Source organism: Acinetobacter larvae (assembly GCF_001704115.1).
GTDB classification, from domain to species: Bacteria; Pseudomonadota; Gammaproteobacteria; order Pseudomonadales; family Moraxellaceae; genus Acinetobacter; species Acinetobacter larvae.
Genome location: NZ_CP016895.1, coordinates 2,112,101 through 2,126,531, shown reverse-complemented (window position 1 = coordinate 2,126,531; position 14,431 = coordinate 2,112,101). Strand labels below are relative to the sequence as shown.

Annotated in this window: 14 protein-coding genes; 13 read left to right on the top strand and 1 reads right to left on the bottom strand. The window is 39.5% G+C overall.

All coding sequences use genetic code 11. The annotated features are described in order from the left end of the window. Window positions 1–207 precede the first annotated feature (207 nt). A complete protein-coding gene (locus tag BFG52_RS09630) occupies window positions 208–1,206 on the bottom strand; it encodes a DUF4349 domain-containing protein (protein ID WP_067555309.1) in 999 nt (332 codons plus the stop codon). A gap of 420 nt (window positions 1,207–1,626) precedes the next feature. Between BFG52_RS09630 and BFG52_RS09625 the strand changes: the two genes are divergently transcribed. The 13 genes from BFG52_RS09625 to fdhD all read left to right on the top strand — a co-directional run bounded on the left by BFG52_RS09625 (window position 1,627) and on the right by fdhD (window position 14,382). Beyond that, on the top strand, window positions 1,627–2,403 hold the full coding sequence (locus BFG52_RS09625) for a HesA/MoeB/ThiF family protein (protein ID WP_067559409.1): 777 nt from the start codon (window positions 1,627–1,629) through the stop codon (window positions 2,401–2,403). A gap of 134 nt (window positions 2,404–2,537) precedes the next feature. After that, a complete protein-coding gene (locus BFG52_RS09620) occupies window positions 2,538–3,836 on the top strand; it encodes an ABC1 kinase family protein (protein WP_067555306.1) in 1,299 nt (432 codons plus the stop codon). A 182-nt stretch (window positions 3,837–4,018) separates the two neighbouring features. Beyond that, window positions 4,019–4,399 (top strand): dihydroneopterin aldolase, encoded by a 381-nt coding sequence (gene folB / locus BFG52_RS09615; RefSeq protein ID WP_067555303.1) that lies wholly within the window; start codon window positions 4,019–4,021, stop codon window positions 4,397–4,399. Then, window positions 4,356–4,826: a 2-amino-4-hydroxy-6-hydroxymethyldihydropteridine diphosphokinase gene (locus tag BFG52_RS09610; protein ID WP_067555300.1), complete on the top strand. Its 471-nt coding sequence runs from the start codon at window positions 4,356–4,358 to the stop codon at window positions 4,824–4,826. Before folB ends, BFG52_RS09610 begins: the two co-directional genes overlap by 44 nt. Before the next feature lie 259 nt (window positions 4,827–5,085). Further along, window positions 5,086–6,147 carry a DUF475 domain-containing protein gene (locus BFG52_RS09605; protein ID WP_067555297.1) on the top strand — a complete coding sequence of 354 codons (1,062 nt, stop codon included), beginning with the start codon at window positions 5,086–5,088 and terminating at the stop codon, window positions 6,145–6,147. Window positions 6,148–6,556: 409 nt separating this feature from the next. Beyond that, window positions 6,557–7,810 (top strand): NADP-dependent isocitrate dehydrogenase, encoded by a 1,254-nt coding sequence (gene icd / locus BFG52_RS09600; protein ID WP_067555293.1) that lies wholly within the window; start codon window positions 6,557–6,559, stop codon window positions 7,808–7,810. Window positions 7,811–8,237: 427 nt separating this feature from the next. Continuing rightward, on the top strand, window positions 8,238–9,263 hold the full coding sequence (gene moaA, locus BFG52_RS09595) for a GTP 3',8-cyclase MoaA (protein ID WP_067559406.1): 1,026 nt from the start codon (window positions 8,238–8,240) through the stop codon (window positions 9,261–9,263). Window positions 9,264–9,485: 222 nt separating this feature from the next. Further along, window positions 9,486–10,409, top strand: a complete 924-nt coding sequence (gene moaCB, locus BFG52_RS09590) for a bifunctional molybdenum cofactor biosynthesis protein MoaC/MoaB (protein WP_067555291.1) — start codon at window positions 9,486–9,488, stop codon at window positions 10,407–10,409. Further along, complete coding sequence (locus BFG52_RS09585; RefSeq protein ID WP_067555288.1) at window positions 10,406–11,692, top strand: molybdopterin molybdotransferase MoeA; 1,287 nt, start codon at window positions 10,406–10,408, stop codon at window positions 11,690–11,692. The genes moaCB and BFG52_RS09585 overlap by 4 nt, the downstream gene beginning before the upstream one ends. 104 nt (window positions 11,693–11,796) lie before the next feature. Beyond that, on the top strand, window positions 11,797–12,429 hold the full coding sequence (locus BFG52_RS09580; RefSeq protein WP_067555285.1) for an NTP transferase domain-containing protein: 633 nt from the start codon (window positions 11,797–11,799) through the stop codon (window positions 12,427–12,429). A gap of 250 nt (window positions 12,430–12,679) precedes the next feature. Further along, window positions 12,680–12,931 (top strand): MoaD/ThiS family protein, encoded by a 252-nt coding sequence (locus BFG52_RS09575; RefSeq protein ID WP_067555282.1) that lies wholly within the window; start codon window positions 12,680–12,682, stop codon window positions 12,929–12,931. 2 nt (window positions 12,932–12,933) lie between these two features. Continuing rightward, on the top strand, window positions 12,934–13,368 hold the full coding sequence (locus tag BFG52_RS09570) for a molybdenum cofactor biosynthesis protein MoaE (RefSeq protein ID WP_081408675.1): 435 nt from the start codon (window positions 12,934–12,936) through the stop codon (window positions 13,366–13,368). Between the two features lie 228 nt (window positions 13,369–13,596). Then, a complete protein-coding gene (fdhD, locus tag BFG52_RS09565; RefSeq protein WP_067555279.1) occupies window positions 13,597–14,382 on the top strand; it encodes a formate dehydrogenase accessory sulfurtransferase FdhD in 786 nt (261 codons plus the stop codon). Window positions 14,383–14,431: the final 49 nt, after the last annotated feature.

Below are 14,431 nucleotides of genomic sequence, written 5' to 3'. Positions count from 1 at the left end.
TATATTTACCTCTATAATTTATATACAAGATGGTTACTAAGTTTATTTATGCTTGGAAATTCCATAATACAGTTGGATCAATATTAATTTTATATTTATCAGAAACCACCATAGCGCAGTCGATCAATATCGCGCTATGGTGGTTTAAAAGAGACGGAGTTTTTATCGCTTAGTCGTTCAATATTCGACTGAAGCGATAAATGCTGATCATAAACTTTGATCTTTAGTATTATCTTTGGGATCTTCTGGTTTATTGTGTTGGTTGTTTGAGTGCTGTCTTATTGTGCTAAATTTATTGTAGTATGGCTTAATCAAACGATAAGCAAGGAGCAGCAATACTACAATTAAATAAATAGGCCAAATAGTAATAAGAAAGATCACTAAATTTAAAATAAAATACCAGCCTGTATATAAACCTTGCCAAGCACGTTGCCAAAAACTATTACCATGTTGAGCTGTCACAGCTGCAATATCAATATCTATGCGCTCACGCACCGTAGCAGGCTGATGGATATTCAATTGAATGGTACTGTAACGCACACGATCATTTACTTCTAACTGGGTTAATCGATCGATTTCATTGCGTTGTGGGTTAGGGGTGTTTTGTTCTACACGCTGCGTTTGTTGTATTTTTTGCTCTAATAATGTGAGTTCATAACGTTTTGCTGAGTACTGTTGTTGGTTTAGAAAAAACATTAGCGGTAAAAGTTGATTGACATATGCGGCAGTTTTTTCACTTGGGATACGAACAATAATATCGGCGAAAGGTTCGACTTTTTCGAATATTTTAATTTTACCATCACCAATATATTGCTGTTTATATTCGCTCACAGCATAACTGATATTTTTTTGTTCAACCAAACCTCCAGCATCTAAACTTAATTTATCAATGGCTAAAGTTGTTTTGATTAAGTCTTGTGTGGTGAAATCGATGCCGGCTTGCCGGACCATACGACGATATTGCTCAGCTGGATTGATACTGGCATCTAAAATCTGTTGAGGTTTATCGGTTGTGGCGGGTTGGGTGTCTACAGAAGGATCGGGTGACGGCGTTGTGTCATTTATCTCATTGCTTGTACGTTGTTGTGCTTGTGGCGATGCCGCGTCATTTTCAGCATGCTCCATCGGTTTGGAACATCCATTGAGTAATAAACCAATCAATAATACCAGTGTGAGTTTTTTATTTATATCAAGTCTTTTATTCATTTCAAGAGTGCTCTGAAAGTTTTAAGAATATAGGGGTGTCGTTAAATGGAGCATAGCATGCTCTATATTGTTCTTACTTAAACCTCTCAGAAAATGCCAGAATTTTAGAATATTCACAACACCCATAAGGCTTTGATTTTAACTCTAGATGCAATATCTGGATTTTAAGCATTTGATATAGGACCATAAGATCGGCTTATATCTGCAATTTAAAAACGAGAAGAAGGGCTTTGTTGGATTTTAATAGCAGCATGTCAATATACCCAATGGTGCTGCATGCCATGCTACTCAAACAGAGAAACTGCGGTTGAAGGTGGCTATTTTGCATCAGTCAGGATAAGAAAACTAATTTGGGTTTTGAGTTGCGTTTTATTTGCGTATAAGCTTTGTGCTTATGAGTGGTTTTGAGAAATGGATGTGATGACTGACACGCAAAGTTTAGATTTTTCTTTAACAGATGATGAACTACATTTATATAGCCGTCAGGTTTTACTCGCAGATTGGGATATCGAGGCACAAGAGAAATTAAAATTATCCAATATTTTAATCGTGGGGTGTGGTGGTTTGGGTTGTAGCAGTGCTGAGTATCTAGCACGTGCTGGGGTTGGTAAAATAACTTTGCTTGATGCAGATGTGATCGAAGTAAGCAATTTACAACGACAAATTGCTTTTGGACCGCAACATGTCGGATTTTATAAAGCGGAAGTTTTGGCAGAACGTCTGCGACAGATTAATCCGCATATTGAAATACAGTGTCATACGGTTAAATTACAAGAAGAGAATATTGAACATTTCTTTGCTGGGCAAGATTTGATTTTAGATGGTTGTGATAACTTTAGCACTCGCTACTTGGTTAACCAACACTGCGTTGCACAAGGCATTGCATTGATCAGTGCATCGGCGATTGCTTTGCAGGGGCAGATGTTTATGGTGATGCCAGATTCAGCATGTTATCAATGTCTATTTCCCAAACAACAACTGAGTGATGAAGGGCTACGTTGCGCAGATTCAGGGGTGTTGGCGACGACACCAGCGGTTATGGCGAGCTTACAAGCACACCATGCCTTATTATATTTAGGCTTGGGATTGACGCCATTAAAACAAAAATTATTACTTTGGGACGGACGCACTTTACAACAACGTATTTTGGATTTTCAAGCTGATCCAGATTGTCCTGTGTGCCAGCAGTCGTTGTAGTCGTTGCATAGAGACCGCTATTTGTTTTGTTAAGGTCGACCTACGATCGTGTTGATATGTGAATTGTTATCGGACGCTACTGTGATTTTTTAAAGTTTGCTACACTGTGGCAAACTCATGTTTATATAGATGCTATGAAAAAAAATATGTTGTTAGATGGGCTGCGTTCCATTGCGCGTATTGGAGAAACTGCAGTCATTGCAGCCAAAGCAGGAATACGTTATGCAGCAGAGAAACCCAGTAATGCCAAATTAATGCGTGAGACTTTTGAATCTTTGGGTTCAACTTATATTAAGTTAGGTCAGTTCATTGCCAGCACACCCTCCTTATTTCCACGTGAGTATGTTGAAGAATTTCAAGGCTGTTTAGATCAAACCCCCTCGTTACCTTTTAGTTATGTTGAGCAAGTACTACAAGAAGAATTTGCTGGTCGGGATCTCACTGAAATTTTTGCCAGTATTGAACCAACCCCATTGGCATCGGCATCTATTGCACAAGTCCATGCTGCCAAACTGGTGAGCGGCGAAGATGTGGTCATTAAAGTACAAAAACCCGGTGTAGAAACTATTTTATATACGGATCTCAATGTTTTGCATTGGGCAACCAAATTGTTAGAAAAAGCTGTACCCAAAGTCAAATTTGCTTCTTTGGCCGATATCGTAGAAGAAATTAAATTACGTATGGTGCGTGAAGTCGATTTTATTGAAGAAGCCAAAAACATTGATGACTTTAGAGATTATCTCAATGCGACGCAAAACCAAGTTGCCACAGCACCAAGGGTGTATCATCAATTTTCTACGCGCCGTGTCTTGACCATGCAACGTCTATATGGCGTGCCCTTGACTGATTTTGATGTGGTGCGTGATGTTGCAAAAGATCCGTCCCAAGTTTTAATCGCTGCCATGAATACTTGGTTTGGTAGTTTAATGTTATGCCAAAGTTTCCATGCCGATCTCCATGCGGGGAATTTAATGTTGTTGGATGACGGTCGTATTGGCTTTATCGATTTTGGCATCGTCGGGCAGCTTAATCCAGAAGTTTGGTCTGCATGTATTCAGTTTATGGATGCATTACAGAAAACAGATTATGCTGCGATGGCGCAAAATATGTTGAAAATGGGAATGACCGATCGTGCGGTAGATGTGACACGATTAACAGCAGATTTGGAACGTCTATTTAATGGCGTTTTACTGGGCGACCCACAGCAGCTGCTGAATAGTAAGCCAAATGATTTGAATGATATTATGCTCGATATTGTGGCGGTTGGTGAACGACATGGTATTCGCTTCCCGCGTGATTTTGCATTGTTGTTTAAACAAATGTTGTACTTCGATCGCTTCATGCGTGTTTTAGCACCTTATACTGATATCTATGCAGATCAACGTTTGCAATTGTTGCAAAATTTTGAACCTGCACAACAGTTTAAGCACTAAACCCTAAACCTTAAGCACTCAGTGTTAAACCCTTCGTGCTAACCGCAAAGCGCTAGACCCAAAGCACTGGGTTCTCAGCATTATGTTTGTTTAGTCAGCAATTCATGTGTGATTATGCGTTGCTGACTGCGCCGATTATTTTTCTATCCTGATTATTTCTCTGTATTGTAGGTCGAGTTGCTATGGATGCAATTGTTATTGAAGGTTTAAATGTCAATACCGTGATTGGTTGTTTTGATTGGGAGCGACAAATAGAGCAGCCTTTATCGATAGACCTAACTTTAAATACTAGCCTAGCACGTGTTGCTGAATCTGATCTTTTAGCAGACACGCTGAATTATGTTGAGATCTGTGAAATAACTGCACAAACGATTCAACAAGCACAGCCTAAAATGTTAGAACATGCAGCAAAATTGGTGATTGACGCGTTATTTACTACCTTTTCAACAGTAGAATCGATTATTATGGTCGTTCGCAAGCCAGCGATTCTTCCGCAAGCTAACTCTGTAGGAATTCGTCTTGAACGTCACAGAAACGATATTCGCGCTCGCGCTAGCGAGTAATTTACATCCTAAACAACATATTCAATATGCCATCGAACAGTTGCGCCCACATGGTTTAATGCAATTGTCTTCTATTTATGAAATCCCATGCCGCGATGGTGTGGGTGCTGACTATTATAATGCAGCAGCATTATTATCTAGTCATCAAAGTGTAGCGCAAATCCAAGATTTATTTAAACAGCTTGAGCAATCTTGTGGTCGGCATAGACCGAGTCATGACATTAGTTTAGATGTTGATTTAATCGCGTGGGGAGCGGATTTGCAGCAGATGCAATTTAATCCTAAAAAACTCCCTTTGGCATTGGATGTGAAAATACCACTCTATGAAATATGGCAACATGCAGATTTAAAACATATAGCACATCATTATCCGCAATTTAGTCTAGCAGATTTAGGGCAGAGCTCATTTGTGGCACAACCAGCTTAATTTACCTCAATACCGTTAATTTGACGGCTAAAGATCTAGCTTATTTAAATAGGGTCGCAAGATGTAATGTCTAAAGTCCTTCGCCTGACCTGCATAGTCGGTTAAAATAGCAAGCGAGCGTATTGCAATGAGGCAAGAAGCGATTTAAAAGTCATTTCAAATAATTAAAAGTCTATAAATGGGTTGCAGCTGTTGTTCAGCTAAGTCTGTTTTGTGGCTCGGTCTTGAAATGTGCTGACCATCATTTCAGAGCAAATCTATGAGACATTTTTCTTTTTCAATAATTTTTTCAATTATATGTTTGGCGATCGCCGCATATTGGGGCTTTAACCATGGTCCCGAAGCTGGTGTTTCGATGATGTTTAAAGCGTTATTTATTACTGCGATTTTAGCGATTATGGAAGTATCTTTATCTTTTGATAATGCCGTAGTCAATGCATCGGTGCTTAAACATTGGAATAAATTCTGGCGAACCTTATTTTTAACGGTTGGTATTTTGATTGCTGTCTTTGGTATGCGTTTATTATTTCCTTTATTGATTGTCGGAATTACCGCAGATATGGGAATTATCCAAGTTGCTCAATTGGCATTGAATGATCCAAAACAGTATTCAGAAAAATTGATGAATCATCATCCTGAAATTGCGGCTTTTGGGGGAATGTTCTTGTTATTGGTCTTTTTGAATTTCTTATTAGATGATGAAAAAGATACCCATTGGTTTCGTTTATTAGAAGAGCGTTTATCTAAACTCGCCAGTGTCCCTGCAATATCGGTATTTATTGCTTTAGTAAGTTTATTAATAACAACACATTTTGTGGCATTAGAGACTAAGCTCGCAGTCTTGTCTTCCGGTATTTGGGGAATAGTTGTTTATGTTGGCGTACAGGTTTTGGGTCATCTTTTAGAGAGTGGGCAACAGCCAGAAGGACAAGCCAATACAGCAGTTAAAAGTAATATGATCAAAGCAGGAATTGGTGGTTTTATTTATTTGGAAGTTCTAGATGCATCGTTTAGCTTTGATGGCGTGATCGGGGCTTTTGCGATTACCCAAGATGTTGTCATTATTATGTTGGGCTTGGCGATTGGTGCCATGTTTGTTCGTTCTATGACGGTATTTTTGGTCGAAAAAGAAACCTTGGATGCATATATTTTTTTAGAACATGGCGCGCATTATGCGATTGGCGCACTGGCATTTATTATGTTGGCGAGCGCAACCGGCATGCATATTTCTGAAGTGATCACCGGTTTGATTGGGGTGACTTTTATCGCATGGGCGGTACTCTCTTCCATTGCTTGGAATCGCAAACATCGTTTAAATTAAGTTAGCTACAACGCCATTCAACCTGAAAAAGAAGTCTTGTTAGATAAAATAATATTGCTTTTAAACATCAAGTAAAACCAAATAAAGCAAGGCTTCTTATGGACTCGATTGCCGAATTATTTTTTGCCTGTCCAGAATTCGTGTATTCGACCGTACTTGCTTAGAAGTGATGTTCACTGGCATTTATAGTATTTACAGTACTTATAGTATTTACAGTGGAGTGGCATTTTGCCAAGCCTAGAGACTGACCTACTATATTCTATTTAATTGGAAAATAATGTTATTTTCTATATAAATCTGAACAGATCAATATATCGACTAGAATAAAGAATATGCAAAAAAGTGCAAAATATTGTCGCTAGACAATTATTTTAAGATTCGCCAGCTACAACAGGGAGAACCATATAACATGGGTTATCAAAAGATCGTAGTGCCTGCGGATGGTACTAAAATAACAGTTAACGCAGATTTGTCATTAAACGTTCCCAATCATCCTATTATTCCATTTATTGAAGGGGATGGTATTGGTGTCGATATTAGTCCAGCAATGAAGGCTGTGGTCGATGCCGCAGTACAAAAGGCTTATGTAGGCAAACGTTCGATCGAATGGATGGAAGTATATTGCGGCGAAAAAGCCAATAAAATTTATGGCAGCTATATGCCAGAAGAAACTTTTGAAGCTTTGCGTGAATTTGTGATTTCAATTAAGGGACCATTAACAACGCCCGTTGGCGGTGGGATTCGCTCTTTAAATGTTGCGCTGCGCCAAGAACTTGATTTATATGTTTGTGTGCGTCCAGTACGTTGGTTTGAAGGTGTACCATCTCCCGTACAGCATCCAGAGTTAACCGATATGGTTATTTTCCGAGAAAACTCAGAAGATATTTATGCTGGAATAGAATGGCAAGCAGATTCTGAAGAAGCTAAAAAAGTTATTCGCTTTTTGCGTGAAGAAATGGGCGTGACCAAGATCCGTTTTCCTGAGGGATGTGGTATTGGGGTTAAACCTGTTTCTAAAGAAGGCACACAACGTTTAGTTCGTAAAGCCATTCAATTCGCGATTGATAATGATAAGCCCTCTGTGACGTTGGTACACAAGGGTAATATTATGAAATATACCGAAGGGGCTTTTAAAGAATGGGGCTATGAATTAGCCATGGATCGTTTCGGCGGAGTATTCATTGATGGTGGACCATGGATTAAAATCAAAAATCCTAAAAATGGGAAAGACATCATCATTAAAGATGTGATTGCAGATGCTTTCTTACAGCAAATTCTCATGCGCCCTGCGGATTATTCTGTTATTGCGACTTTAAATTTAAATGGTGATTATATCTCTGATGCTTTGGCGGCAGAGGTTGGTGGAATTGGTATTGCACCTGGTGCGAATATTGGTGGTGCTATTGCGGTATATGAAGCAACACATGGCACGGCGCCCAAATATGCGGGTCAAGATAAAGTAAACCCAGGTTCAATTATTTTATCCGCTGAAATGATGTTACGTGATATGGGGTGGGTTGAGGCTGCCGATTTGATTATCACAGGAATTTCCGGTGCAATTGCCGCCAAAACCGTAACCTATGACTTTGAGCGGTTAATGCCTGGTGCAACGTTATTACGCTGTTCTGAGTTTGCTAAAGCCATCATTGCAAATATGGATTAGTCGATTTACTTTGATCAAAGTATAAAAGTATCGAATCGCTTTGATGGGTTCTGGCGTGCTGTCAAGCAGGAAGCTGCGGTTGAATAAATGACTTAGGCTTGACAGCAGCCTATGTAAAAATATATTGAAATTGGCTAATATCTAGCATATTGTCATTTTATTGAATTAAAAAAATGAACGGTTAAAAATGCATTACAGTAAAAGAACGCTGATCATTGCATGAACATGAGTTAACAAATTAGCCAGTAAATTAGCCAACGAATGAACAAGAGAAGGTCGCAACTGGCTTCTTAAAGCACTTTATCATCGCTTATGGTATGAAGTTTAAATAAAAAGAGTTTGCATAAAAACGTGTAAATAAAAAATGTCTAAATAAAAAGAGCAATAGCATTTTCTATGGAGGGCGTAGACAATGGCATATATCCAAATGAGCAATTCGACTGGTTCAATACCGAACGATCAGCATTTGAGTTTGAACGATCCATTAAAACTTGTTGATCAGTATCAACGTCATAAAACTAAATTGCGTATTTCATTAACGGATCGTTGTAATTTCCGTTGTCTATATTGTATGCCTGAACATCCAGTTTGGTTAAATAAAAAAGAGATTTTAACCTTTGCACAGCTTTATAAATTTTGTCGCGTCATGGTGCAACTGGGGATTACGCATATTCGTTTGACTGGTGGTGAGCCATTAATGCGGCAAGGTGTTGTCGAGTTTATTCAGCATTTACAGCAACTTCGCGCTTTGGGTTTGCAGCGTATTTCGATGACCAGCAATGCTTTTTATTTAGCACCTTTAGCACATGCTTTGAAACAAGCAGGTTTAGATGATTTAAATATTAGCCTAGATAGTTTGGATGCTGACCATTTTTTGCATATGACACATAAAGCATTGCAACCGGTACTTGCTGGTATTAGCGCGGCATTAGAAGCCAATATTGCGCTAAAACTAAATTGTGTTTTGCTAAAAGGTGAAAATGATCAAGAGATTTTAAACTTAGTACATTGGGCTTATTTACAGCAAATACCATTGCGTTTTATAGAATATATGCCGCTCGATGCACCACAACATTGGCAACGTGAGAAGGTTGTAGATGAAGATGATATTATCGCTTTAGTTTCCCAACATTATCATGTGGAAAAGCAACAGCGCCAACATGATCCAGCAACCATTTATTTGCTGAATCAACACTATCCATTGGGTATTATCTCAACCATCAGTAAACCATTTTGTCTGAGTTGTAATCGTTTAAGGCTTACCGCAAACGGTGAATTTTTAAGTTGTTTGTTTTCCAATCAGGGTGGCTCTCTAAGCGACCTTTTGCGTGAACCAGATGAGCAAGCACTTATTCAGACAATTTTAAGCAGCGTATGGCATAAACCAGCGGGTTATATCGCTCACCAAGCAGCGCCGCAGCGTAAAATTACTATGCATAATATTGGCGGTTAATCTTTATCTTCGCGCTGAGCAATATACAAATGAGTCGTTTAGAGATCGATTTTTAAAATAAACCATTTAAAATAGACCGCCCTAAACAGGTTATTATAAAAACGAACTATTATAAAAACGAGCTATTAGAAAAACAGATGCGTAGAGAATAGATTATTAGAACTCGTTTTTAGAAAAATGCAATGCATGGATTTAGATAAAAAATATCTTTAGAGCATAAATATGAAAAATATAACCATGAAGCCAGAAAGTTACCGAATGGCGCAGGCAAGTTCAAGCGTATTGGCACCAGCACATTGTTTGGCATTATTAGCTGAAGGAAAGACGGAAAAAGGTGATGCTTTAAAAACTGCACGCATTGCAGGTATTTTGGCAGCGAAGCGTACCGATGAGTTGATCCCTTTGTGTCATCCTTTGCCCATTCATGCTGCAGAAGTAACATTTGAGTTATTGACTGATCGTGTGGTGATACATGCGACAGTCGAAACCATTGCTGCAACAGGGGTAGAGATGGAAGCGCTTACCGCAGCAAGTCTTGCAGCATTGACCATTTATGATATGTTGAAACCGCATTGCAGCGCACATGAGCTTAGTATTGCTGCCTGTCAATTAGATTTAAAAACAGGTGGTAAATCAAGTTTTAGCAGGAAGTTACATCGAAAAATTGCTGCGGCAGTGATTGTGCTATCTGACCGTGTTGCCGCGGGGAAAAAAACAGATACGGCAGGGCAATCTATAGTGTCTTGTTTAGAAGAAACAGGATTTTCCCCGATACACTATCAAATCATTGCCGATGATTCAGAAATACTTAAACAACTGATCACGCAATTAACGTCACGTTATGCATGCATTATTACCGTGGGAGGAACTGGGATCGGGCAACGAGATATTACTGTTGAAACTGTACAGCCCTTATTACAACAAGAATTACATGGTTTGATGGAAGCTGCACGTGCTTTTGGTCAAAAACGTACACCTTATGCAGCATTGTCTCGTGGTGTTGCTGGTTTTATTGATCAGGCATTGTTATTGACGTTGCCTGGTAGTCGTCGCGGAGCATCCGAAACGATGGCGGCGATCCTTCCGGCATTGATTCATATTTTTGCAGTTCGCGGTAATCTGCCACATGGTGGAGATTATCAATGACTCAACAAGATATGATTAGCATCGATCAAGCTTTTGAATTTTATGAACAATATTCAGTTAGCTCCATTTATACCTGTCCTTTATCTGAGGCACATCGACATTATTTAGCACAAGATGTCATTTCTCAGATTGCCTTACCGCTATTTGATCAAAGTGCTGTGGATGGCTATGCATTGTCTAGTCAAGATATTCTTGATGGAATCCGACAATTTGAATTATTGGGTGAAATCCGTGCAGGTGTTCGCAATTCTGTCGCAGTCACAACAGGGCAATGTTTGCGCATTTTTACAGGTGGATTATTGGCTGCTGGTACAGATAGCGTTGCACGTCAAGAAATAGTGAGTCTAGCACATGGAAAAATACAACTACATCAAACGATTGAAAAAGGCTGTGATGTACGTTATCAAGGTGAAGAACTAGGCGTGGGTACTGTATTAGCCCGTCGTGGACAATGGCTAAATAGTGGTCTCATTGCAGCATTAAGTATGGCGGGTGTAACGCAGCTAAGTGTATATCGTCGACCACGTATAGCCGTATTGATCACTGGTGATGAGGTTGCTACGACTTACGATCCAGCTCAGTATTCGAGGGTTGGTGATCCACCTAAAACGTCAATAGATCGAGAAGATCATCATGTCTATGATGCGAACGCCCCAATGATTTTAACTTGGCTGCAAGCCCAAGGTTATGCGGGGATTTATTTAGAGCATGTAGCAGATAATCACGAGGCGGTACAGCGGGCATTATCGAATGCGCTAAATCATTATGATGTGGTGATTAGTACTGGTGGTGTTTCGGTTGGTGATTATGATTTGATTCGCCCCGTGTCGAAGACTTTGGGTGCTGAAGAAATTTTTTGGAAAGTAGCACAAAAACCTGGTAAGCCGATGTATTTTGCACGTTATCAGCATGCTGGTCGGCATTGTTATTTATTGGGATTACCCGGTAATCCTGCTGCGGTTTGGGTGGCTTTATGGGTGCATGTGGCGACGTTATTGAATGCATTACAAGGCTGTCCAAGTGCTCGACCTAGATGGCAGATGGCAAAATTAAAGACTGGCAATATTTTAAAAATGGATTCAAGAGAACAACTGCTCAGGATGCGGTTAGATGTTGATGCGCATGGTCAAGGTATTGTATCGACTTTACATAAACAACAATCACATATGCTTAGTAACTTAGCCACGGCTAATGTGATTGCGCGTATACCTATTTTTAATGATCCTCAGCAAGCTCCAGATTATATTGCGTGTATACCAACAGTTGCCGAACCCTTGTTGTAAAGGCTTCTGTGCTAGTAAGCATGGTTAAGGCTATATCGATAGACCTTATTAACGACCATATCAAAAGAGCGTTTTTTAAAGACCTGCTGTTGGTAGGAGCAGCTATGGAAAAATCAAATTTTTTATATTATCCCGCAACAGACTTAGTCATTTTGGCGGGTGGTCAGGCGCGGCGTATGGGAGGGCAAAATAAATTACGACTTAATATAGATGGTGCACTACAATTTATTAAAATTTACCGAGCTTTTTATGATCAGGTTGCACAGATTTGGATTAATAGCAGTCAAGATATTGCCTATTATCGAGCAGTCTATCCCGCTTTAAAATATTTTGCAGATGATACGGCGGGGTACTATGGTCCGTTAATGGGAATGAAAAGCGCATGGTCTCATGTAAATACGGATTATATTTTATTTATACCTTGTGATATTACTTATATTGCAGCAGATATTTTATTGCATATGCATCGCTGTTTGGCGGCTCATCAATCATCACAGGTTGTCGTGGCATGCTGTAATGGACAGCTGCTTTATCCTTTTTGTTTGTTAAAACGTGCAAGTTTGTCTGCGCTGAAACAATCTCTACAACAGCAACAATTCAGTTTAAGGCGATGTTTTAAAGCATTGCATATGCAATCGATAGCAGTGCAATGCCCCACAGATTTTCATAGTATTAACTCAACCACAGCATTACTTGATTATCAGCAAGCCTTAAAAGCGATAGGTCATAAGATTTAGGCATAGAAAAACATTTGGTTTATATCAACAGCGGTTATATGGTTGTGAAGCTTGAATACACAGCGTTTAACCAACGATTGTTATTTAGAAAAGACCAATTCTACAATAGCCGCAGAATGAATAAAAATACTGAGCTAAAAGAGTAAAACGGCGAAGGGAAAGCGAATAAAACCTAGCATAGACAGCTTTTAAATAAAAATATGCGTAATACGCGTAACAACAGCATGATATCGTTTAAGAGGAATTGATTATGACAGCGCTTAGAATTCAGATTATGTGTTATGGCGCGGTAGAGAAATATTTGCCTGAAGGCTTAATACTGTATTGTACGCCACAAAATAGTGTAGCCAGTGTCTTGGAACAGTTGCACACTCAATATCCCGATGCGGTGGACCTAATCGAAAACTGTGCGTGTGCCATTGCTGAAAATATTGTGCAACGACAAGATATTTTGCAGCAGGATTGTATCTTGGTTCTTCTGTCACCAGTCGCAGGAGGATAATCATGCAACAACATCCTAGAATTCAAGAGCAGCCATTAAGTTTGGCGGATTTTGATGCTATTCAGCATTATCCAGAATGCGGCGGCACCAGTATTTTTATGGGCACGGTGCGTAATCATCAACAAGGACGCCGTGTTATCGCTTTGAAGTATACTGCTTATCGTCCCATTGCTGAAAAATGGATTCGAGAAATCGAAGACGCATTAAAACAAAAATATGCCGTGTCTTATATACGGGTGATCCATCGTATCGGTGTCTTGGAAGTTGGTGAATATGCCATTATGGCAGTGGTTTATGCTGCGCATAGGCAACAAGCTTTTCGTGCTTGTGAGGCATTAATCACTCGAGTTAAACATGAAGTTCCTATCTGGAAAGAAGAGTTTTACCAAGATGGTGACAGCCAATATGTGAGCGGTTGTTGTATTCGTCATGATTAAACTGATTACCCATCAAAGGGCGATTTAAAATAACAACAATAGTGAACACCGAACACTTCGATATTTAAAATCAAGGCACTTAAAGATCAAGATAGTCGAATTTTTAGTTTTCAAAACCTCAATTTTCAAAATCTCAATCTTAAAATCTAAGGGTTCGAAATCTAAATGTTCGACAACAGTATCGTTAAATATATGCCATAGAGAATGACCGTGGCGGTGGAGGTATGATTGGAGATTTTATTTGCAGGTTATGATGATGTACAGGTCACGCGTTACCATGCTGGGCAAATACAGCCACAGCAAGATCATGTGGTACAAGAATATCCCGTTGCACTGGTTTATAACGGGATTTCTCACGCCGTGATGATGGCGACACCGACTGATTTAAAACTATTTGCACAAGGCTTTAGTTTATCTGAAGGGATTATTAATCAGTTAAAACAACTGTATGCAATTGATATGATCAGACATGACGATGGTATTGAAATCATTATGGAAATTTCATCGCAAGCAATGATGGCACTCAAAAGTAAGCGTCGCGTGCTTACAGGGCGTAGCGGTTGTGGGTTATGTGGAATTGATAGTTTGCAACACCTCCAACAGGATTTACCCAAAGTGAGCCACCATTTACAGCAAAGATGGTTACAAGATATACCCAAAACTGTGCAAGCCTTATCTGCGCAGCAAACAATTAGTGCCGTGACTGGTGGGGCACATGCTGCGGCATGGATTGAAAATGGTCAGATCATGGCGGTATTCGAAGATGTGGGGCGGCATAATGCACTGGATAAATTATTAGGTTGGCTGAGTGTTGAACAACGTGATAGCGCCTGTGGTTTTGTGCTGATGACGAGCCGGGCCAGTTATGAGTTGATTCGTAAATGTGCTGTATTCAATATTGCATTATTGGCTACGATTTCTGCACCCACTTCTATGGCTATAGATTTGGCAAAATCAGCAGGTTTAAGTTTGGCTAGTTTTTGTCGGGGTGATAATTTTGTAATCTATAACTGATAACTGATAACTGATAACTGATAACTGATAACTGATAACTGATAAAGGA